The organism is Gammaproteobacteria bacterium (assembly GCA_024235095.1).
Lineage (GTDB): Bacteria > Pseudomonadota > Gammaproteobacteria > Competibacterales > Competibacteraceae > UBA2383.
On the sequence record JACKNC010000001.1, the window covers coordinates 550,662 to 572,066 of the forward strand.

18 protein-coding genes and 1 tRNA gene are annotated in these 21,405 nt (G+C 58.5%); 9 read left to right on the forward strand and 10 right to left on the reverse strand.

Translation table 11 applies throughout. From position 1 onward, the window contains the following. Positions 1–21 precede the first annotated feature (21 nt). The 7 genes from H6973_02335 to H6973_02365 all read left to right on the forward strand — a co-directional run bounded on the left by H6973_02335 (position 22) and on the right by H6973_02365 (position 9,663). Positions 22–2,928 carry an insulinase family protein gene (locus H6973_02335; GenBank protein ID MCP5124497.1) on the forward strand — a complete coding sequence of 969 codons (2,907 nt, stop codon included), beginning with the start codon at positions 22–24 and terminating at the stop codon, positions 2,926–2,928. Between the two features lie 58 nt (positions 2,929–2,986). Continuing rightward, positions 2,987–5,488, forward strand: a complete 2,502-nt coding sequence (locus tag H6973_02340; GenBank protein ID MCP5124498.1) for a hypothetical protein — start codon at positions 2,987–2,989, stop codon at positions 5,486–5,488. A gap of 6 nt (positions 5,489–5,494) precedes the next feature. After that, positions 5,495–5,806 carry a DnaJ domain-containing protein gene (locus tag H6973_02345; GenBank protein ID MCP5124499.1) on the forward strand — a complete coding sequence of 104 codons (312 nt, stop codon included), beginning with the start codon at positions 5,495–5,497 and terminating at the stop codon, positions 5,804–5,806. 8 nt (positions 5,807–5,814) lie between these two features. Beyond that, a complete protein-coding gene (gene grpE / locus H6973_02350) occupies positions 5,815–6,582 on the forward strand; it encodes a nucleotide exchange factor GrpE (GenBank protein ID MCP5124500.1) in 768 nt (255 codons plus the stop codon). Between the two features lie 36 nt (positions 6,583–6,618). Then, positions 6,619–8,364 carry an Hsp70 family protein gene (locus H6973_02355; GenBank protein MCP5124501.1) on the forward strand — a complete coding sequence of 582 codons (1,746 nt, stop codon included), beginning with the start codon at positions 6,619–6,621 and terminating at the stop codon, positions 8,362–8,364. A 4-nt stretch (positions 8,365–8,368) separates the two neighbouring features. Continuing rightward, the gene (locus H6973_02360) at positions 8,369–8,650 is read left to right on the forward strand and encodes a hypothetical protein (GenBank protein ID MCP5124502.1); all 282 of its coding nucleotides are present in this window, start codon (positions 8,369–8,371) and stop codon (positions 8,648–8,650) included. A gap of 242 nt (positions 8,651–8,892) precedes the next feature. Then, a complete protein-coding gene (locus H6973_02365; GenBank protein MCP5124503.1) occupies positions 8,893–9,663 on the forward strand; it encodes a 2-phosphosulfolactate phosphatase family protein in 771 nt (256 codons plus the stop codon). A gap of 26 nt (positions 9,664–9,689) precedes the next feature. On the opposite strand, the gene H6973_02370 is transcribed toward H6973_02365, so the two are convergent. Together H6973_02370 and H6973_02375 are read right to left on the reverse strand one after the other, a co-directional pair. Continuing rightward, positions 9,690–11,510 carry an ABC transporter ATP-binding protein/permease gene (locus H6973_02370; GenBank protein ID MCP5124504.1) on the reverse strand — a complete coding sequence of 607 codons (1,821 nt, stop codon included), beginning with the start codon at positions 11,508–11,510 and terminating at the stop codon, positions 9,690–9,692. 83 nt (positions 11,511–11,593) lie between these two features. Then, positions 11,594–12,121, reverse strand: coding sequence for a cytochrome c5 family protein (locus H6973_02375; GenBank protein MCP5124505.1), 528 nt, complete (start codon positions 12,119–12,121; stop codon positions 11,594–11,596). A 311-nt stretch (positions 12,122–12,432) separates the two neighbouring features. On the opposite strand from H6973_02375, the gene H6973_02380 reads away from it, so the two are divergent. Together H6973_02380 and H6973_02385 are read left to right on the forward strand one after the other, a co-directional pair. Then, positions 12,433–12,509: transfer RNA gene (locus tag H6973_02380), tRNA-Arg, on the forward strand. A gap of 79 nt (positions 12,510–12,588) precedes the next feature. Then, positions 12,589–12,849: a hypothetical protein gene (locus H6973_02385; protein MCP5124506.1), complete on the forward strand. Its 261-nt coding sequence runs from the start codon at positions 12,589–12,591 to the stop codon at positions 12,847–12,849. Between the two features lie 21 nt (positions 12,850–12,870). Here H6973_02385 and H6973_02390 read toward each other — a convergent pair whose 3' ends face one another. The 8 genes from H6973_02390 to H6973_02425 all read right to left on the reverse strand — a co-directional run bounded on the left by H6973_02390 (position 12,871) and on the right by H6973_02425 (position 21,317). Beyond that, a complete protein-coding gene (locus H6973_02390) occupies positions 12,871–13,731 on the reverse strand; it encodes an isocitrate lyase/PEP mutase family protein (GenBank protein ID MCP5124507.1) in 861 nt (286 codons plus the stop codon). A gap of 67 nt (positions 13,732–13,798) precedes the next feature. Further along, positions 13,799–14,311 (reverse strand): NADH-quinone oxidoreductase subunit NuoB, encoded by a 513-nt coding sequence (gene nuoB / locus H6973_02395; GenBank protein MCP5124508.1) that lies wholly within the window; start codon positions 14,309–14,311, stop codon positions 13,799–13,801. 11 nt (positions 14,312–14,322) lie between these two features. Then, positions 14,323–15,930, reverse strand: a complete 1,608-nt coding sequence (locus tag H6973_02400; GenBank protein ID MCP5124509.1) for an NADH-quinone oxidoreductase subunit C — start codon at positions 15,928–15,930, stop codon at positions 14,323–14,325. Positions 15,931–15,940: 10 nt separating this feature from the next. After that, positions 15,941–17,395: a hydrogenase 4 subunit F gene (locus H6973_02405; protein MCP5124510.1), complete on the reverse strand. Its 1,455-nt coding sequence runs from the start codon at positions 17,393–17,395 to the stop codon at positions 15,941–15,943. Next, positions 17,392–18,057: a hydrogenase-4 component E gene (locus H6973_02410; GenBank protein MCP5124511.1), complete on the reverse strand. Its 666-nt coding sequence runs from the start codon at positions 18,055–18,057 to the stop codon at positions 17,392–17,394. The genes H6973_02405 and H6973_02410 overlap by 4 nt, the downstream gene beginning before the upstream one ends. Beyond that, entirely contained in the window at positions 18,057–19,013 is a 957-nt protein-coding gene (locus tag H6973_02415; protein ID MCP5124512.1) for an NADH-quinone oxidoreductase subunit H, read from the reverse strand. Before H6973_02415 ends, H6973_02410 begins: the two co-directional genes overlap by 1 nt. Further along, positions 19,004–21,019, reverse strand: a complete 2,016-nt coding sequence (gene hyfB / locus H6973_02420; GenBank protein MCP5124513.1) for a hydrogenase 4 subunit B — start codon at positions 21,017–21,019, stop codon at positions 19,004–19,006. Before hyfB ends, H6973_02415 begins: the two co-directional genes overlap by 10 nt. A gap of 52 nt (positions 21,020–21,071) precedes the next feature. After that, positions 21,072–21,317 carry a helix-turn-helix transcriptional regulator gene (locus H6973_02425; protein MCP5124514.1) on the reverse strand — a complete coding sequence of 82 codons (246 nt, stop codon included), beginning with the start codon at positions 21,315–21,317 and terminating at the stop codon, positions 21,072–21,074. Between the last annotated feature and the right edge of the window lie 88 nt (positions 21,318–21,405).

Consider the following 21,405-nt stretch of genomic DNA (forward strand, 5'->3'; position numbering starts at 1 on the left):
TCCCAGACTATGACTCATCCTATGACTCATCCAGCCTTTCAGCACCTGCGCAGCCATTCCGTTCCCGCCCTGCGACTGGAATTCCAGGAATATCGCCACACGGCCACCGGCGCCCGGCATCTTCATCTTGCCGCCGACGATCCGCATAACGCCTTCATGGTCGCCTTCCTGACCGTACCCCAGGACTCCACCGGCGTCGCGCATATTCTTGAACACACGGCGCTCTGCGGCAGCCAGCGCTATCCGGTGCGCGATCCCTTCTTCATGATGATCCGCCGGTCGCTCAATACCTTCATGAACGCCTTTACCAGCAGCGACTGGACCGCCTACCCGTTTGCCAGTCAGAATAAAAAGGACTTCAATAACCTGCTGGATGTCTATCTGGACGCCGCTTTCTTCCCGCTGCTCGACGAGCGCGATTTCGCCCAGGAAGGCCACCGGCTGGAGTTCGCCCAGTCCGACAACCCAGAGTCGGAATTATTATTCAAGGGCGTGGTGTTCAACGAAATGAAAGGGGCGTTCAGTTCTCCGGTGCAGCGCCTGGGTCAAGAACTACAACATCGGCTGTTTCCGACGACGACGTATCACTATAACAGCGGCGGTGACCCTGAGGCGATTCCCAGCTTGACTCACGAGCAACTCAAGGCGTTCCATGCCCGGCATTATCATCCCTCAAACGCGCTGTTTCTCACCTACGGCGACATTCCGGCTGATGAACATCAGGCACATTTCGCCACGCGGGTCCTTGATCGTTTCCAGCCGCTCACGCTAAACCTGGCCATTCCTGACGAACGTCGTCGTCCTGCGCCCATCGCCGATCTCATCCACTATCCTCTGGACAGCGTTGCCGATCTGCAGGACCAGACCCATATCGTCCTGGGCTGGCTGCTCGGCCCGATTACTGACCCCCTGGCGACGCTGCGGGCGCGGTTACTCAGCGATATTCTTTTGGATAACAGCAGTTCGCCACTGCGCAATGCGTTAGAAACTTCCGACCTGGGCGCTGCACCCTCCCCCCTGTGCGGTTTCGACACGTCCACCCGCGAGGCCACCTTTGTTTGTGGTCTGGAAGGCTCCAACCCGGAACACGCGGAAGCGGTCGAAGAATTAGTGCTGAAGGTGTTGCAGCAGGTCGCCGCCGAAGGCGCGCCGCAAGAGGCGATCGACGCCGCTCTGCATCAACTCGAATTAAGCGAACGGGAAATCACCGGCGACGGCTTTCCCTACGGTTTGCGCCTGTTGATGGAAGTCCTGACCCCGGCTATTCACGGCGCTGATCCCTTGCCGGCGCTGGACAGTGATCCCCTGCTGGCGCAATTGCAGGTGGAAAGCCGTGATGCTGACTTCGTTCCACGTCTGGTCCGGGAACTGCTGCTGAACAATCTTCACCGGGTGCGGTTGACTATGGCCCCGGACGCCGAATTGAGCGTCCAACAGGCAGCAGCGGAACGGGAACGGCTGGCAACAATCCGTGCGGCGCTGACCGGAGGCGACCAGGCCCGGATTGCCGAACAGGCGCGCATCCTCGCTGAACGCCAACAGCATCAGGATGACCCGGAACTCTTGCCCAAGGTCACCCTGCATGACGTGCCGCCGGAATTGAAGATCGCCGAGGGCGTCGCCCGACCGGTCGGCAAGCTGCCTGCGACCTGGTATGCCCAAGGCACCAATGGCATGGTTTACCTGCAAGCCGTTCTCGATCTGCCCGCGCTGCAACCAGATGAAGTGGATCTGCTGCCGCTGTTCTGCGCCTGTTTAAGCGAAGTCGGCAGCGCCGGGCGTGATTATCGCGCGACCCAGGCCCGCCAAGCGGCGGTCACCGGCGGCATCAGCGCCCGCGCCACAGTGCGCGGCGGCGTCGACGATGTGCATCAGGTCAAAGGCGTCCTGGTTTTAGCCGGTAAGGCGCTGGCCCGCAATCAGGCTGCCTTGTCCGAACTGTTGTGGGAAACTCTGACCCGCCCCCGCTTCGACGAGTTGCCTCGCTTGCGGGAGTTGGTAGCGCAGATGCGCGCCCACCGCGAGGAAGCGATCACCGACCACGGTCATGTTCTGGCGCTCACCGCCGCCAGCGCCGATCTCAGTCCAGTCGCAGCACTCAGCCATCGTTGGGAAGGCTTACGCGGTTTGAAAGACCTCAAGACGCTCGATGATGCACTGGATGACCCCGAGGCGCTAGCCGCTTTTGCCGCCCGCCTGGAGCGGTTGCGCGACCGGCTGCAAAACGCGCCCCGACAATTGCTAGTCGTCAGCGAAGCAGAACGGCAGGAGGACATCGCCGCCGCGCTGGCAACTCATTGGCCGGATAGCGTCATCACCCCAATCGAACCCTTTACCCTGGCCGCCCCGGACGCATCGTCGGCTCGGCAAGGCTTCAGCGTCAACACCCAGGTCAACTTTTGCGCCAAGGCTTACCCGACCGTCCCCCCCAATCACCCCGATGCCCCGGCATTGCAGGTGCTGGGCGACTTCCTGCGCAATGGTTACCTACATCGGGCGATCCGCGAGCAGGGCGGCGCTTACGGCGGCGGCGCTGGTTACCATCCCGACAGCGGCGCATTCCGCTTCTATTCCTACCGCGATCCCCGGCTGGCGGAAACCCTGATGGATTTCGACCGGGCGCTGGACTGGCTGCATACGCATCCACATTCCGCCCAAACCCTGGAGGAAGCCATCCTCGGCGTCATCGCCGCGATTGACAAACCCGGTTCCCCAGCGGGCGAAGCCATTACTGCCTTCTTCGGCGGATTATTTGGCCGCACTCCCGAACAGCGCCGCGCGTATCGGCAACGGGTGCTGGCCGTCACCCTGGACGACCTGCAACAAGTGGCGACCGCTTATTTGCGACCGGAACAGGCGCGTTGCGCCGTGCTTAGCGATGGGCGAACGCTGATGCAACACCAGGATCTGGCCATTACGACCGTTTGAAGGCTTTAACCGGACATGCACAGGTCGCTGCTTCCCAAAGTTCCAAAGGTTCAACCGCATGCGTAAATCGTCTTCATCGCCACGCCTCGATGCGCTACCTACCCCCGAGTTGATCGCTCGCGGCCAAGATTTGTTGTCTGCTCATAACTATAAAGATGCTATCGACGTCTACAAGCTGCTGCTGAAACGCGAACCGCAACCCGAGGCCGGCTGGCGCGAATCGCTGGCCACCGCCTATCTGGAGCGCGCCCGGCAACTGGCGCACAAGGCCATGTATCGGGAAGCGGCGGTGCTGTGGGAAAACATCCCGACGATCTGTGGCCAAGCCCCACATCCGGAGGGGTGCGTGGAATGGCTGCTCCAGTCCAACCAGTATGCCAAAGCCATGCGCGTCTACGCTCAGTATCAGTATACGAGCGCACTGGCCGGCGCAGGCGAGCTGGAAACGCAGTTAGCGGCGCTGGCGCTGGCGGGCCAGAAAGACATCCTGCAGTTACTGCCTCAGGAAACCCCGTTACGGCGGCAACTCGCCACGGCGCAAGCGGCCTTGCGCGCCTACGGAAAAGGCGAGTCGGAAAGCGCGGTGCGCGAGCATTTGCAAAACATCCCGATCCGTTCGCCCTACCGGGATTTGCGCCAAGCGCTGTCCGCTCTACTGAAGCTGGACACCGATCCGGTCGAGGCCGCTAAGCTGGTCGAACGCATCGCCACGACCTCTCCCTACCACGGTCTTGCCGAGATCATCCGCGCTTGCGCGGCCCCGGAACCGGCTCCGGAATTGATGGCGCTGGACGCTGCTCAGCGTGAACTGGCCGCCCACCTGTTGGGTCTGGATGCGCGACAACTCAAACTGCTCAAGGATTGGGCGAAGCTCGGCACGCCTCCTGACGACAAGGCACTGTTCGGATTCATTATTTCTAACTTGACGGTTCTGGATCAGGAACAAGCCCGCCGCGCCTGTCTGGCCCTGCTGTCCGTCTATCCTCGTGGGCAACCGATTTATACGCAGCGCTTTGGGCCGTTGCCGGCCTTTGAAGCTCAGCGCCTGCAAGCGCTGTACGCCGAGCGGGAACATCAAGATCATCGCGCCTTGCGCCACTGGCAAGCGTGCGTCGATGAACTGATCAAGGAACGCCACAACCTCGATCATCGGCTGATGGCGGCGCTCATTCTACGGCACATGGCGGAGTTGGCGAAACACGGCGATTTTGGCTGGGGACAGGACCCGGAACCCGCCCATTATCTGGAGAAAAGTCTGGAATTTGATTCCGAAGACCGTGAGACCTATCTGAAGCTGATCGCGTTCTACAAGGACGGCCACTATGAGAAGGAATACCACCAATGGGTAGAGCGCGCAGTCAAACAATTCCCTGAAGATCCACAGGTGCTGATGGCGGCGGTCGCGACGGCTACGGCGCGCAAAGCCTACAAGAAAGCCGCCGGCTTCGCAGTGCGGGTGCTGGAGCTGGACCCGATCAACACCAAGGCTCGCACGGTCCTCATCAACTCGCATCTCGCACACGCGCGCAAGCAGATGCTGGCGGGTAAATATCCCCTAGCGGAAAAGGAACTGAACAGCGCCGGTCAATGGGAGCGCGAGAACGCCCGCAGCGGCATCATTGAAATCAACCGGGGGTTGCTGGCCTTCAAACAGCGTCAGCGCGAACTGATGCAAAAATGGTTCCAGGAAGGTCTGCGCCTGGCTGGCAGTCCCGTGCTGGGCTGGCTGCGGTTGGCGGTAGAAGCCTATCGCCTCAAACTCGAACCGGTTACCTTTCAACGTGATCTGGGACTGGGTGACCCACGAAAATTCACGGTCCACCGCGCTGAGCTGATGACCTTGATCCAGTGGGTCAACACCTATCGGGAGGAAAGTTTCGCGGACATCGGCTCGCTGCTGGAAGACCTGGAAAAGCCGCTGAAGAAGGCCCTCCGGGAAATCAGCCATCAGGATGACTGGATTTCGATTTGCGAATGTCTGCACGAAGCGCCGCACTATGAATTGCTGGAATACGCGGCTACCCAGGCGCTTGAACAACATCCTGGACGACCGCTGTTCATCTATTATCAAATTTACGGTCGCGCTGAAGGCGACGCGGAAGAGATCAGAGACCGCGACTACGACCGATTGGAGACCGCTCTGGAGACTGCCGATGAGACGGACGACCAGCGCAGCGCGATGCGGATCAAACGGTTCCTCAGTCAGGGGGGGCCGCCGATACCCTTCCGCCGGTCAGGCGGCGGCCCGCGAAGCTTGCCGATTCCTGTTTTGCCTCCCAACATGCGGGCGGAAATGGAGGAAATCCGCCGGGAGTTGGAACGATTACCGCCCATGCTCAGAGGCCCGATGCTGGAGAGGATGCTGGATGGCCTGCCAGAGGACGACGATTTCCCGCCTGAAGTACAACGGGCGCTGATGAAGGCGCTAATTCTCGGCGACAGTCGGCTCCAAGAGATTCTCGACAGCGATGAGGAGGATGACGATGATGATGATGATGATGATGATGATTTCCCGCCGCCTCGGCGCGGTCGCAGCCGCCCCGGAAGACGCCGAAAATAAGCAGCCATGAGCCTGTCAAATCCTTTCAACATACTGGGCGTCGCAGAAACCGCCGATGACGCCGCCATCAAAAAAGCCTACTTGCAAAAGGTGCGCGAACATCCGCCGGAGCGCTCTCCCGAACGCTTCCAGGCCATCCGCGCGGCTTACGAGGCCATTAAAACCCGCCGGGATCGGTTAAGCTATCGCCTGTTCGAGCATGAAACGCCCGACCCAGCCCGCCTGGTGGCGTCCGCCCTGCAAATCGGCGTGCGCCGTCGCCCGACTGAACAACAACTACGGCAATGGCTTAACAACCGCTTGACCGGTCAGAAATAAAAGGCACTATGGACACTGAAACCACTGAACGCCTGCTGGACCGCTTCCGCGCCTATCTGAACGAAGAACCCGAAGCGGTCCCTGCTGAAACAGGTCAGGAAAAAAGTGCGGTTCAAGAAAGGCGGCGCACTGATCTCTACTCGCTGTTCGCCGAATTGGTCGCGTTGAAAAACGAAGTCCGGCTAGAATCGCGCCAGGTCAAAACCGCTCTTGATGAATTCCGGGCGGTGTTTGAAACCCTGCAAATCAGCCAAAATCAACTGAGCGATGAACTGGAGCGCGCCCGGGATGCGATCCCTGAACAGCAACGGGCGGCGCTGAAACCTGTTTTACTTGAATTGTTGGAACTGCGCGACCGTCTGGAAGCCGGGCTGCGCGTTTTGCAGAACTACCACCCCACGCTGATGGTGCGGTTGCTGGGACGACGGCGTCGGGAACGTAATTTTCTGGAGGCGATTGCCCAGGGCCAGGACATCAGTCTGCGCCGGCTGGATCAAATTCTGAATGCGCAACAGGTGGTGGCTCTGGAAGCCGAGGGCAACCCGCTCGATCCCCACACCATGCGCGCCGCCGAGTTGGATCAACGCAGCGACCTGGCTAACGGCATCGTCACCGAAGAACTGCGCAAGGGCTATCTCTGGCAAGGCGAACTGCTGCGATTGGCGGAAGTCAAGGTGAATCGTCGACTAGAACCGGCGGCTGATTCCGCGCCGGTGGAAGAGCATAAACCGCCAAAGGCAAACCCACCGCCAGAACCGCCCGCTACCAGGCCTTAACATGACTTCTCTATTAAAACCCGAGTAATCAATTCCATGACTGAAAAAATCATTGGTATCGACCTGGGCACCACCAACTCTGAAGTCGCGGTGGTGGAAAACGGTCGCGTCACCGTCATCGACATCACCCCCGACCATCCGATCCTCCCTTCCTTCGTCGGTCTGGCCGACGACGGCTCCATCCTGGTTGGCGAACCGGCCAAGAACCAGTACGTGCTGTATCCAGAGCGCACTATCAAGTCCATCAAGCGCAAGATGGGCGGCGCTGACCGGGTAGAGCTGGGCGATGCGACCTACACTCCCCAGGAAATTTCCGCGATCATTCTGCGGCAGTTGAAAACGGTCGCCGAGAAACACCTTGGCGAGCCGGTGCATAAAGCGGTGATCACGGTTCCCGCCTACTTCTCCGACGCGCAGCGCCAGGCAACCCGCGAAGCCGGCGAAATCGCCGGCCTGGAAGTGATGCGGATCATCAACGAACCGACCGCTGCCGCCCTCTCCTATGAAGCCAACCACCAGGATCACAAAAAGGTGCTGGTCTATGACCTCGGCGGCGGCACTTTCGATGTCTCGGTGGTTAGCATCGAGGAAAACGTGGTCGAGGTGTTGGCCAGTCATGGCAATAACCAATTGGGCGGCGACGATTTCGACGCCAAGATCGTGACCCACCTGGTTGAACATTTGAAAAATCACGGCGCCGATCCGATGACTTCGCGCAAGGCCATGGCCCGCATTACCCGCGCGGCGGAAAACGCCAAAATCGCCCTGTCCGATCAGCCTTACGTGCGGATTGAGGAAGAGTACCTGCTGGACAAGGGCGGCATGCCGGTCAACCTGTCCACGGAACTGGCGCGTTATGATTACGAGGCGATGATCGCCGGCTACATCGACGAGACCCTGGAAGCGGTGCATATCGCGCTCAAGGGCGCTAATCTCACCGTGTCCGATATTGACGAAGTGTTGCTGGTCGGCGGCGCGACTCGCACCCCGGTCATTACCGAACGGCTGGAAGCGGATCTGAATCTCACGGTGCGCGCCGAGGTCAATCCAGACTTGTGCGTGGCTACCGGCGCGGCGATTCAGGCCGGAATGCTAGCTGGTGAAGACGTTTCGGCGGTGCTGGTGGACATTACCCCTTACACCTTTGGCACCAGCGCCCTGAGCGAGCAGGATGGCGTCATCTACCCCTACAAATATGTGCCGATCATTCATAAGAATACCCCGATCCCGGTGACCAAGAGCGATGTATTCTATACCGTGGTCGACCACCAGAAACAAGTGCAAGTGGATGTTTACCAGGGCGAGGATCCTGATGCATTGAATAACATTCTGATCGGCGAGTTCATGGTGGAAAACCTGAGCAAGGCGCCGGCGAATAACCCGATCGTTATTCAATTCGCGCTCGATCTGAATGGCATCATGAACGTGACTGCCCGGGAAAAGAACACTGGGCTGGAGAAATCGATCCGCATTGATAACGTGCTAACCCGTTACGAGGAAGGCGAGTTGCAAACGGCGCGGCAACGAATCAGTCGACTGTTCGGCGGCGAGGAGCAGATTGCGGGCAAAACGGAGGACGTCAGCGAGCATCAGCGCATGGTGCAGGCGCGGGCGCTGGTGGAAAAAGCGGAGCGGTTGCTAGATAAAGCCGCCGAGGATGATCGTGAGGAAATAATCAACCTGATTGAAGCGATCAAGGACGCCTTGAGCAGCAATAATCTCGATGCGTTGAAGGAACCGACCTCGGCGCTATCCGAAATTCTGTTCTATCTGGAGTCTTAGCATTATGGAGCGTTGCCCGGTCTGTCGCGCCCGATTCAAGGAAGAACCGATTTGCTATCGTTGTGGCGCTGATCTGGGGCCGTTGCTGGCGATCGAAACCGAAGCCGCCGGTCTGGAAAAACAGGCGGTGACTCTGTTGGGGGTGGGTCAATGGCTTGAAGCTCGCCAGACGGCCGAGCAAGCGCTGACGCTGCAATACAGCCCCCTGGCGGCGGTAGCGCGGAACTTTGCCCATCGCGAGTTAATCGCCAGTGAGACGCGGCGATTGGAGCAGCTTTTGCTGTGAACTGGCTCCCCACAAATTTTCTCCTTTTCTCCCAAGGGACAACGGAGGATTCAGCAACTAAAAGACCCCATACAATCTTTCCACAACTGCCCGATGTCCGTCTGTTTGCAAGAAAGGCCGTCGTTTAGCCAACACTTGCAGCGGATGCATGGCGATTTACGCTGGCGTAGATTAACCTTATGGAAGTAGTGGATACTCAGCTGATTCGACCATAAAGCCAACCACCCATAAGAACTGTCGCCATGGAAATCTTTGTTTATCATACCCCCGACCAGGTCCCCGATTTGAGCAAAAAAGCCCGTAAGGGTGGCCTCCAGCTCGATATGCCAGCCTGTGCGATCGTCATTGACGTGCTGCGCGCCACGACCACCATGGCTACAGCGCTGGAATCCGGCGCAGAAGCGATTCAGGTCTTTGATGACATTGATGAACTGTTCCGGGTTAGCAAACACTGGCCGGCTGGACAGCGCTTGTTGGCGGGGGAGCGCGGCGGCGAAAAGCTGGAGGATTTTGACTTGGGCAACTCACCGGCTGAATGTACGCCGGAACGGGTCGGCGGCAAGCGATTATTCATGAGCACCACCAATGGGACTCGCGCCCTGGAGCGTGTGCGTCAGGTTCCGATTTTGCTGACAGCATCGCTGACGAACCGGGCGGCGGTGGTGCGCTATCTGCTGGAACACCAGCCGCATACCGTATGGATCGTCGCCGCCGGCTGGCGCGGTGGATTCTCTCTGGAAGATACAATCTGCGCAGGGGCTATCGCCTGTGCGCTTAGCGTCGAACGCGACAGCGACTGCGCGGGGGATGATGAATCCATTGCCGCCATGGCGCTGTTCGAGCAGTGGGAGGATCGCCTGCCGAAACTATTGCGCTACGCGCACCACGGGCGCGGCCTGGCCGCGCTGGGTTGTGGCGACGATCTGGATTATTGCGCCCGGATCGATAGCGTCGATGTCGTGCCGGTACAGGTCGAGCCGGGGGTGTTGAAGGCGGCGATGTTGGACGTTTGAAGGATTTTTTGACCCGCAATCTTTTCCTAATCCAATCCTAGCAACCGCTCCTCTTCCCGCGCCGCCTGCTCCTGTTGCTGTAAGGCCCACATTTGCGCATATATCCCATCCTGTTGCAGCAACTCCCGGTGCGTACCCTGTTCTCGCACCTGGCCATGCTCCAAAACCAGAATCTGATCCGCATCGACAATGGTCGACAGCCGGTGCGCGATCACCAGCGTGGTGTGATCGGTGGCCACCGCGCGCAACGCCTGCAAAATAGCCTGCTCAGACTTGCTGTCGAGCGCCGAGGTGGCTTCGTCGAAAATCAGAATACGCGGCCGTTTCAGGATCGCCCGGGCAATCGCCACCCGCTGTTTCTCACCCCCCGATAACTTTAAACCCCGTTCTCCCACTACCGTGTCGTAACCCGCCGGCAGCGCGGCGATGAACTCATGTAATTGCGCCATGCGAGCAGCGGCGACAATTTCTTCGCGGCTGGCATCGGGCCGGGCATAGGCCAGGTTGTAGTACAAAGTGTCGTTGAACAGCACGGTATCCTGTGGAACGATACCGATGGCGGCTCGCAAACTTTGCTGTGTCACCGCGCTAATGTCCTGGCCATCTATCAGGATACGTCCGTCAGTCACATCGTAAAACCGGAACAGCAATCGCGCCAAGGTTGATTTCCCTGCCCCACTAGCCCCGACCACCGCCAGTTTGCGGCCCGACGGCACAGTAAAGCTAACGTCGAACAGAATTTGCCGGTCGGATTGATAACCGAAACTCACCTTCTCAAAACGCAGTTCACCCTGCATGACTTGCAATTCGCGGGCGTTGGGGGTGTTGCAGATTTCCGGAGCGCGTTCAAACAAACGGATCAGATCGTCCATATCCGCCAGCGCATATTTGATCTGCCGATAAACGATGCCGAGAAAATTCAGCGGGATGAACAATTGCAGCAACAAGGCGTTGACCAATACCAGATCGCCTAGCGTCAACTGTCCGGTGGCTACCTGACTGGCGGCGACGAACAGGATCAGCGTCACCCCGACCGCAATGATCGCGCCCTGCCCGAAGTTCAACGCTGACATCGAGGTCTGGCTCAATACTGCGCTATTCTCCCAATCGGCAAGCGTCGCATCGCAGCGGCGTAATTCCCAGTCTTCATTGCCAAAATATTTGACCGTTTCATAATTGATCAGGCTATCGAGAGCTTCATTATTGGCTTGCGATTCCAGGCGGTTCATCAAATGGCGGTGCTCCATGCGCCAGTTGGTGATCGCCAGAGTGAACGTTACATAAAAAGCAACGCTGCCAAATACGATCAGGGTGAACACCGGTGGATAACGGCCCAGCAACAGCGCCGCTGCCAGCAGAAATTCCACCAGCACCGGCAGGATACTGAAAGCCAGGTAATTCAGCAGGGTGCTTAAACTGCGCGCGCCTCGTTCCAGATCGCGGCTAATCGCGCCCGTTTTGCGCTCCACGTGGAAGCGCAGCGATAGATCATGCAGATGGGCCAGGGTGCGCACGGTCAAGCGGCGCATAGCCCGATAGCGCACCCGGGCGAACAGTACATCGCGTAACTCGCTGAACAGCGCGTTGCCTAGTTTCAATACCCCATAAGCCAGCAACAAGATGGCTGGCAGGGTCATCGCAGCCTGTTGCGTGGCGTCCAGGTGATCGACAATCTGTTTGAGCACCAAAGGCACCCCGATATTGGCGACCTTGGCCAGCACCAGACAACCGAGAGCCAGCAACACCCGTCCACGATATTCCCAGAGATAGGGTAATAGCGCCCGGAGATTAGCCCCGTCGCGGCGTTCATGATGGGGTTTTTCGGTATAACGGAGATCGGGACGCATAGCGGTGTCGTTAAATTAAAATGAAAAAGGGCCATCCGCCGAGGATGGCCCTTTATCGGAACAATATCGGTGATTTTCCAGGATTACTTGGCTTCTACCGGGGCCGGAGCTGGAGCCGCTTCTGCAGGCGCTGCTTCGGCTTTGATACCGGATTCGCCCAGCATATAAACAATCGAATCATGGAGATTCGCCTCGGTCAGCGAAGGATCGCCACCCTTAGCCGGCATAGCGCGGATACCGTTAACCGCATGGTTCACCAACGTGTCTATACCCTGTGCAAAACGCGGTTCCCAGGCAGCCTTGTCGCCAACTTTCGGCGCGCCCAGCGTGCCTGCGGCATGGCAGGCCGCGCAGACCTTATTATACACCTCCTTTCCAGACAATTTCACGGCGACTGCCGGTTTGGGCGTTTCAAAGGAAACCTGGCTAACGGGCTTGATACGTTCAAGGATAGCTGCCTGTTTCCGCGAACCATCGTCAGGTGGGACGTTATCAATGACACCAATGAGAGAGGCGCCCATGAACAGAACGGCTGCTAGCAATATTAATGCTGAGATTAAAGTGACGGTCGTGGTCACAACGGAATTATCGACTTGCGGGTTCACACTCATACCTCACTGAACGCATTTGTAACCTGCACATCCCCGAATGCGTCGCAACAGACTCGGTATCGATGGCTCCCCGTCGCCGGGCGCCAGTCCTTGCGTAAGCACTTTGGGTAGGAAGGTTTTGATTTGGGCTTGTTATCTTGTAGTTTGGGCAAGGCCAGACCTGCCAATGATAACGTCATTTGGCTTGATCTGGAAATCGGGTAATAAATAGGATTTTGTTGGATACCGCCGGTATCGCTGGATAAAAATTATGGCCAAACCACTGGACGAAAACCGGTCATCACAGGTATTCTTAATTACTTATTTCCAACGCGCCCGTAGCTCAGTTGGATAGAGCGTCGGCCTCCGGAGCCGAAGGTCATGAGTTCGAGTCTCGTCGGGCGCGCCAAGTTTTTCAGTGGATTGTAAAGATTTACATCAGTCCGTTATCACGATAGGGAGTTTTGCCAATGAGAATGTCTGGACTCTTGGCGATCGGTTTTTTGGCCGCTATCTCGCTGGGTTGCACAACCAGCTATATGGCAGATGATCAGAAATTCACAGAACCCAATATGACAGCGGAGCTGGATGTCGGCGAATCAGCCGAAGCTATTCTCTTGAAATATGGAAAACCCATCTATAAAAAAGGGCGTCTGGATTCCGAGGGGCGGAAAATTGAATACTGGTTTTATCCAAGCGCGGTGCTGTCTTTCAAGGATGGTAGCCTGGATTCCTTCAAGCCCAAGTAGTTTCTTCCCTCTGCGCCGATGTCAACGGCCGCAACGATAGCGGGTTTCACCGGCGTAGTATTCCGGAAAGCCCACCGCTGCTTGTAGCGCTTCAAAATCCAGCGCCTCCGGCGATTGACCCTGCTGAATCTGCGCTAACGCTGTGCGCATAGCCTTGATCGACACATTCAGCAAGGTCAATGGATAGACGGCAATCCGGTAGCCCATCGTTTCGAGTTGCGCAGGCGGCAAAACCGGCGTCTTGCCAAACTCGATCAGATTGGCCATTTTCGGACCGGGAACCTCGTTGCAATAACGGCGCATTTCCGCCTCGCTTTCCGGTGCCTCCAGGAACGTGATGTCAGCGCCGATCCCGGCAAAAGCGCGGCAACGCTCAATGGCTTCATCCAAATCGTCAGTAGCCCGGGCATCCGTGCGCGCCATGATCAGGATATCGCTACCTTCATTACGGGCGTCCACCGCGGCTTGTAGACGTATTAGAGCCTCTTCACGGGTCACCACGGCTTTTCCCTGGGTGTGCCCGCAACGCTTGGGCATGACCTGGTCTTCAAGCATGATGCAGGCGAAGCCAACTTGCGCATAGCCTTGCACGGTGCGTTTGACGTTGAGCGGATTACCGAAGCCGGTATCGCCGTCGCCGATAATGGGGATGGACACGGCGCTACAGACATTGCGACCCTGATCGACCATTTCTCCGTAGGAAATCAGACCGGTATCGGGCAAGCCAAGACGCGCGGCGGAAACGGCGAAACCGCTCATGAACGCCAGCGGAAAACCGGCTTCTTCGATCAGTCTGGCCGAAATGGCGTCATGACAACCGGGCATGAGCAACAGGCCAGGTTGGGCCAGCAGAGCGCGTAATCGGTCAGCGGGAGTAGGCATTGGGGTTGCTCCTCAGTTGTCAGGGAAATTTAAAGCAGTACAAGGTTCTTCTACCGATTATAGAAGATCACTGCTCCTGCAATAACGCCAACAATCCCTCCAACAATTGCGTGGGAGTGGGTGGACAACCGGCAATGTGCAAATCCACGGGTATCACCTCAGTTACCCCGCCGACACAAGCATAGCTCCCAGCAAAGACGCCGCCGTCCCATCCGCAATCACCGACTGCCACGACCCATTTCGGATCAGGCGTCGCCATGTAAGTACGTTCCAGCGCCTCGCGCATATTTACCGTCACGGGTCCGGTGACCAGCAGCACATCGGCATGGCGCGGCGAAGCGACGAAGTGGAACCCAAAGCGTTCCAGGTCATAAAAAGCGTTATTAAGTGCATGAATTTCCAGTTCACAGCCGTTGCAGGAACCGGCATCGACCTCGCGGATCGCCAGACTGCGCCCCAACCGCCGCCGGGCAGCCTGATCGACTTTTGTCCCCAATTCGGCCAGCGCCTGTTCGGAAGGAGCCGGCGCCGGGATCGTGAGCGGCGACTGCCAGAGATTTTGCAATAAAAACTTACGCATGGCGGCGCAGCCTAGAGGTCATGGCCCGAATACGAACCGTTGAACGATTTATTGCACAGTGGAAAATCGGCGACAATATTGTTTTCAATCGCCGCTTCCAGCAACGGCCACTGGAACCAGGACGGATCGCGGGGATGACAGCGCGCCACAGTTCCATCGCCGTTCAACCGCAGCCAGACGAGAATATCGCCGCGAAAACCTTCGACTAACGCCACGCCTTCGCACGATTGACCGAGAGCATTCAACGCTATCCGCACCGGCCCGGATGGCAACTGCTGCAAAATCCGCTCGATTAACGTCAAACTCTGCTCCACTTCACGAATTCGCAACCAGACTCGGGCATTGACATCGCTGTCCGTCAGCAACGGCGTCTCGAATTCCAGCTCATCATAAGGCGGATAGCTGGGAGTGCGCCGGGCATCGAAAGCACGGCCTCCCGCTCGTCCCACATAACCGCCACAACCGAATTGCCGGATCAGCGCCGGTTTAACAAAGCCGGTGTTGGCGGTGCGGTCTTGCATCGAGGCGGTATTGTCATACAACGCGATCAATGGCGGGAACTGGCGGCGAATTTCCGCGACCAGGGAGCGCAAAACATCTATGCCTTCGGTGGACAGATCGGCGGCCACACCGCCGGGAACGATGCGATCCATCATCAGGCGATGGCCGAAACAGGCGGCGCTGGCGCGTAAAACCTGCTCACGCAACACCGCGCAATAGGCCAGCATGACGGCAAACGCCGCGTCATTGCAGATCGCGCCGATGTCGCCGCAATGATTCGCCAATCGCTCCAATTCCGCCATCAGCGCTCTTAGCCAGTGGGCGCGGACGGGAACCTCGGTCTCGGTTGCCGCTTCCGCAGCGCGGGCAAAAGCCAGCGCATAGGCCACGGTGCTATCACCGGAAACTCGCCCAATCAATCGCGCTGCCTGTTCCAGCGAAGCGCCATTGAACAAACTCTCGATACCCTTATGGACATAACCAAGCCGCTGTTCCAAACGCGCCACCGCTTCGCCATTAGCGGTAAAACGGAAATGACCGGGTTCGATGATCCCGGCGTGAACCGGCCCCACGGGAATTTGATGCAGGCTCTCGCCTTCCACCGGCAGGAACCGATAGGGCGGCATTGCCGTAGCCGGTGCAGTGGCTGCGCCCAGTGGATGGCGCACTGGCCAACGCCCATGATCCAACCACGGGCGCAGATCGGGAGCATCGACCGGTTGCAAGCCAAACAGGTCAGCAATCGTCCGTTCCAAGCGCTGTGCCGGAGGGTGTAAGCGACCGACCGAGGGAAAGCGTCCCTCCGGGCAGGGCAGGCTGGCGATGCAAAATCCCCCCGGCGCTTCGCGCCACCCCCCTTTGACAAAGGGGGGTTGGGAGGTCAAATTGCTTCCCCCTTTGACAAAGGGGGGTTGGGGGGGATTTATCGAAGCTTCATACACCGCTAGATGCGCCACACCCCCTTCACCCCACAGCCCCAACAGCGTCCATGCGCCGCTTGCCAAGCCTTCGCTCAAAGTCTTCCAGATTTCAGCCGTCACCACAACTCGGGGCCAGGGACGATGCGCAGCAACGAGTTGACCGGCATCGAGAATCGTCTGCAAAGAGTGTGTACTCATCATGGCGCCCTCACCCCAACAACGCTGCAACGTGCCTGAACCAGTCCACCAACGGCCCCGGCAGCCAGATTCCGGCCACCAGCACCAGCGCCAGATGGGTGATCATCGGCAATGCGGTGATCGGCGCAGGTCCCGGCGCATTCGCGCCCCTCGATTCGCCAAACGCCATCTCATGCAGCCGCCAGAGCAACAGGCCAAATCCCAGCAATAATCCAAGAACCAGCGGCAACGCCAGCCACGGTTCACGGGAAAAGGTGGAGCTAACCACCAGAAATTCGCTCATGAACACCCCAAACGGCGGCATTCCGGCAATGGCGATCACTCCGATAACCAGTCCCCAGCCTAACAACGGATGAGTCGCGGTCAAGCCGCGAATGGTAGAAATCCGTTGCGTCTCCTTGACCTGTGAGATATGGCCCACTGCAAAGAAAATCGCCGACTTGGTCAGGCTGTGCATCGTCATGTGCAGCAGTCCGGCAAAATTAGCCAATGGCCCGCCCATGCCAAAGGCGAAGGTAATAATGCCCATGTGCTCAATCGACGAGTAGGCAAACAACCGTTTGATATCGCCGCGCCGATAGAACATGAACCCGGCGAACACCAGCGACAACAGCCCCAGTCCCACCATCAGCGGCCCCGGCGCTAAAGCGAATGGATTAGCATTCATCAGCATCTTGAAGCGCAGCACTGCATACAAGGCTACGTTCAGCAACAAACCCGATAGCACCGCCGAAATCGGCGTCGGGCCTTCGGCATGAGCATCGGGCAACCAAGCGTGCAGCGGAACCAGACCGGCCTTGGTGCCGTAACCCAACAGCAGGAAAATGAACGCCAGATTAAGCAGGGCCGGATCAAAGGCGTGAGCGTGGGTCAATAACTGATCCCAGGCCATGGCCGGTAGTCCCTGACCCATCGCCGGTTGCGCCGCCAGGTACACCAGGATGGTGCCAAACAGCGCTAAAGCAATGCCGAGACTGCCGAGAATGAAATACTTCCAGGCGGCTTCCAGCGCCTCGCGGGTCCGGTAAATACCCACCATCAGCACCGTGACCAGCGTCGCCAGTTCAATCGCCACCCACAGCAAACCGATGTTATTGGCCAGCAGCGCCAGGTTCATGGCGAACAACAACGCCTGATACATGGCGTGGTAAAAGCGTAGATACTTCGGCGTCAGTCGCCCGGTTTCCAGTTCATGGGCGATATAGCTGGCGCTGAACACGCTGGTGGTGAAACTGACCAGATTGTTGAGAAAGATCAAATAGACATTGAAATCATCGACGCGCAGATAAACATTCGCGTCTGGCCGCGCCTCGAACAAGATGACGGACGCCAACAAGCTGACCAACGCCGCACTGACATTCAGCCATGCGCCCAACCGGTAATGGGATAATCCCACCAACAGCAGCGCTGCTCCGGCGGGAACCGCCAGCAGCGCAGTCAGCGCCATTCCGCCTAAAGCGCTCATCGCCGCCGCTCCCCGCGAAAGGCATCCATGGTTTGCATATCCACGCTGTCGAAACGTTCGCGAATACGGAACAGGAAGACGCCAATCACGATCAAGGCGATCAGCACCGAGAACGCCACGCTGATCTCCACCGCCAGCGGCATCCCCTGCGCTCCGGCCGCCGCCAGCACCAGGCCATTTTCCAGAGACATGAAGCCAATCACCAGGCTCACCGCGTTCTGGCGATTGACCATCAGCAACAGTCCCAACAACACCACCGCCAGGGCAAACGCCAGATCTTCCCGCGCTACTGCATCAGCCCCCGTGGTTACGGGCAACATGACCAGAATCGCCAGCGCCACCAGCGCCGCGCCAGCCAGCATGTCACGACCGACGCCACCGACGACTTCCAAAGTGCGGTGGATGCCAAGTTGCCGAATAATGCGATGCAAGGCGAGCGGAATGAAAATCGCCTTGAACACCAGCGCGATCCCAGCGGTGACATACAAATGGTGGGCTTCCTGAATGTACGCCTGCCAGCCCACCGCCAGCGCCAGTGTCAGTGAATGCAGAGCAAAGACCTTGAGCAGCGCGTACAGACGGTCTTGGTACAGCAGCAGCAGGCTGATGACCACCATGCTGCCCGCCAGAAAGTGGGCGATGTCAAACTCCAGACTGTGCATCACAGGCTCCGCGAAACGAACAGCAACAGCGCGCCGAGCAGACCGAGCATTAGCGCCGCGCTGAGAAATTGATCGACGCGGAATACCCGCATCTTGGCGATGCTGGTCTCGAACAGCGCCAGCAGAAACCCGCCCAGCGCCAGCTTGACCAGATAAGACGCCACGCCGAACAGATAAGCCGTTAAGCTTTCCCCGGCGGTAGCCATGCCCCAGGGCGCGAAGATGCAGCCGAGCAGCGACAGATACAGCAGCAATTTGAGCGAAGCGGCCAGTTCAATCAGCGCCAGATGGCGACCGGAGTATTCCAACACCATCGCCTCATGCACCATGGTCAATTCCAGATGGGTCGCTGGATTGTCCACCGGAATACGGGCGTTTTCAGCAATCGCCACGATCATCAACGCCATCAGCGCCAGCGCCAGCGACACCCTCAGCCCGACATTGGCGGTGAGCATGAACCGGGCCACCGACGACAATTCTGTCGTGCCGGCCAGCAAGGACAAGGTGAACACCATCATCAACATGGCTGGTTCCGCCAAAGAGGCGATCATCATCTCGCGGCTGGCGCCGATGCCGCCGAAACTGGTTCCGACATCCAGGCCGGCCAGCGCCAGGAAAAACCGGGCCGTTCCCAACAGGGCAACGATGGCGATCAAATCGGCGGTCCAACTGAACGGCAAACCGCTGGCGAAGGTCGGCACCAGCGCCGCCGCGACCCAGATGGCGGCAAAAATTAGATAAGGCGCGACTCGGAACAGCCAGGAGGCGGAATCCGCCAGCACGACTTCTTTGCGCAGCAGCTTCAGCAAATCACGGTAAGGTTGCAGAAGGGACGGCCCGCGCCGGCGCAACAACCGTGCTTTCAACGCGCGCACCCAGCCGGTGAGCAGCGGTGCCAACAGCAGGATCAGCAGCATTTGTCCGCCCTGGACCAGATAATCAGCGATTAGCGCCATAACACCATCCCCAGCAGTAGCAACACCAGTGCGCCGAACACCAGACTGAGATAACGGCGAATCGTCAGATATTGCAAATGGTTCGCGCGGGTCGAAATCGTGATAACCGCCTGGGTGATTGGCGCATAGCCATAGTCCCAGACCGGGTCGCGCAGCTTGGCCTCGAAGTGCGCAGCTCGCCCATCACCGGGCGGCGGCATCATCACCTGCTCGCGGGCCTGGAACACCACGCTGCCGAACACCCGGCGAATCGGTTGGGCAAAACTGCCGGCGGTGTACTGGGTTGCCGGATTAGCGTCCGGGAAACCACAATCCCAGGCGGGTCCGCGCCGGATCCGGCCAGAGGCAAATCGGTGAATCAACATCGCCGCCAATACGGCAGAGAATCCCATGAACAGCAGCACCAGCAGCCCATTGTAAGAGGCTTTGACATCGGCCACTGGCGCCAGGCTCAACCAGGGTTGACTGTGTTGCGCTGGCAACTGCGCGCCGCCGTTAATCAGCCCGACCACCGGCCCCAAACCATCCACTACCAGTCCCGGCAGAATCCCAGCCAGCAGGCACAGCGCCGCTAGGATAAACATCGCGGTCAATGAATAACGATCAGTCTCATACGCGCGCGCGGCATCTGGCGAACGCGGGCGACCGAGGAAAGTAATTCCGAAGGCTTTGACGAAACAGGCGGCGGCCAGGGCGGCGGATAACGCCAGCAGCGCTCCGGCTGTCGGGGCCAAGAACTTGAGCAGCCATTGCGGCAATTCCGGGGTGAGCAGAATCGCCTGGAAGGTCAGCCATTCCGAGACAAAGCCGTTCAAGGGCGGCAGCGCCGAAATCGCCGCTGCGCCGATCAGGAACGCCAACGCGGTCCACGGCATCGGGTGAATGAGTCCACCCAATCGTTCCATGTCGCGCTCGCCAGTGGCGGTCAACACTGCGCCGGTTCCCAGAAACAGCAGGCTTTTGAACAGGGAATGATTGAAGACATGAAACAGCGCGGCAGTCAGCGCTAGCGCGGCGCTGGCGTACATCTGACTGCCTTGGAACGCCAGCGCCAGACCCAGGCCAATAAAAATAATGCCAATATTTTCGACGGTGTGATAAGCCAGCAACCGTTTCAAATCGTGCTGCATCAGCGCATACAGCACCCCAAGTACGGCGGTAATTCCGCCCAGCGCCAGCACCAGTCCGCCCCACCACCACGCCACCGGCTCACCTAACAGGTCGAAGACGATGCGGATGAAGCCGTAGAGGGCGACCTTGGTCATGACGCCGCTCATTAATGCTGACACATGACTGGGCGCGGCGGGGTGCGCCAGCGGCAACCAGACATGCAGGGGAACCAGCCCGGCTTTGGAACCGGTTCCCAGTAGCACCAGAATCAACGCCAGCGCCGCCAGTCCCGGCGTCAAGGCATCGGCCCGGATCGTAGCGAAGTCGTAGCCGCCGTTGGGACCCGCCAACAGACCGAAGGCCAGCAACAACGCCAGCGTGCCGAAGCAAGCCATGACCAGATACAGATAACCAGCGCGGGCGTTGGCCGGTTCCCGATGATGGGCCATGACCAGCGCCCAGGAGCTAAGCGACATGAATTCCCAGGCAAACAGGAATGTGAAAGCATCGTCGGCCAGCAGCACCAGGTTCATACCTGCTAGAAAGGCCGGGTAAAACGGCAACACTCGCTCAGGGGCGCGTTCATGCTGGCCATAACCCAAGGCAAACAGGCTGGCGACCGCCCCGCCCAGATTGACCACGATCAGAAAGAAAGCCGATAACGCATCCAGGCGGAAATGTACCCCCAGCCAAGGCAGACCGAGGGGTAAAGTCAGCGTGACGGGCGCGGGGGTGCTTAACAGATGCGCCAATGCCAACCCCAGCAGAATGACGCACATAACCAGACTGATGCTATAGATTTGACGGCTGCAACCTGATCGGCGCAGTACAGTGATCGCATAGAGGCCGAGGGTGAGCAGGGCCACGGATAAGCCGAGTAATATTGACAATGGCATGATAGTGAGATTCATTCGCGGCCCTAAGTCACCCAAAGATTAGTCGATATTCCTAGCGTTTCAACCGAACCCCACGCCCGCCGCTTTCACTGATCGCGCCTTCGCCGATTAATTCCACACCGGCGGCTTCCAACGCTGCGATGAGCTTGACCAGAGAATCAACATTGCCACGGATCGTACCGTCGCTGCCTTCCATGCGCTGGATCGTGGGCAGGGATAAGTCAGCCGCTTCGGCAAGGGCGCGCTGGTCCATACCCAACAACGCTCGCGCTGCTTTTAACTGGGCCGCTGTGATCATGATGGGTTGTCTTTGAAAAATGAAAATTAGCTTATGATAGGTTATTATTGATGTAAAATAAATAATATCTGATGTATTATTATCCATT

Bases quoted from the DNA above. Each gene is read 5' to 3' on its own strand.
- H6973_02415 (MCP5124512.1), bottom strand. From the start codon at position 19,013: ATGGCGCTAATCGCTGATTATCTGGTCCAGGGCGGACAAATGCTGCTG.
- H6973_02360 (MCP5124502.1), top strand. From the start codon at position 8,369: ATGGAGCGTTGCCCGGTCTGTCGCGCCCGATTCAAGGAAGAACCGATT.
- H6973_02410 (MCP5124511.1), bottom strand. From the start codon at position 18,057: ATGCACAGTCTGGAGTTTGACATCGCCCACTTTCTGGCGGGCAGCATG.
- hyfB (MCP5124513.1), bottom strand. From the start codon at position 21,019: ATGCCATTGTCAATATTACTCGGCTTATCCGTGGCCCTGCTCACCCTC.
- grpE (MCP5124500.1), top strand. From the start codon at position 5,815: ATGGACACTGAAACCACTGAACGCCTGCTGGACCGCTTCCGCGCCTAT.
- H6973_02375 (MCP5124505.1), bottom strand. From the start codon at position 12,121: ATGAGTGTGAACCCGCAAGTCGATAATTCCGTTGTGACCACGACCGTC.
- H6973_02370 (MCP5124504.1), bottom strand. From the start codon at position 11,510: ATGCGTCCCGATCTCCGTTATACCGAAAAACCCCATCATGAACGCCGC.
- H6973_02345 (MCP5124499.1), top strand. From the start codon at position 5,495: ATGAGCCTGTCAAATCCTTTCAACATACTGGGCGTCGCAGAAACCGCC.
- H6973_02340 (MCP5124498.1), top strand. From the start codon at position 2,987: ATGCGTAAATCGTCTTCATCGCCACGCCTCGATGCGCTACCTACCCCC.
- H6973_02365 (MCP5124503.1), top strand. From the start codon at position 8,893: ATGGAAATCTTTGTTTATCATACCCCCGACCAGGTCCCCGATTTGAGC.
- H6973_02400 (MCP5124509.1), bottom strand. From the start codon at position 15,930: ATGAGTACACACTCTTTGCAGACGATTCTCGATGCCGGTCAACTCGTT.
- H6973_02355 (MCP5124501.1), top strand. From the start codon at position 6,619: ATGACTGAAAAAATCATTGGTATCGACCTGGGCACCACCAACTCTGAA.
- H6973_02405 (MCP5124510.1), bottom strand. From the start codon at position 17,395: ATGAGCGCTTTAGGCGGAATGGCGCTGACTGCGCTGCTGGCGGTTCCC.
- nuoB (MCP5124508.1), bottom strand. From the start codon at position 14,311: ATGCGTAAGTTTTTATTGCAAAATCTCTGGCAGTCGCCGCTCACGATC.
- H6973_02390 (MCP5124507.1), bottom strand. From the start codon at position 13,731: ATGCCTACTCCCGCTGACCGATTACGCGCTCTGCTGGCCCAACCTGGC.
- H6973_02425 (MCP5124514.1), bottom strand. From the start codon at position 21,317: ATGATCACAGCGGCCCAGTTAAAAGCAGCGCGAGCGTTGTTGGGTATG.
- H6973_02335 (MCP5124497.1), top strand. From the start codon at position 22: ATGACTCATCCAGCCTTTCAGCACCTGCGCAGCCATTCCGTTCCCGCC.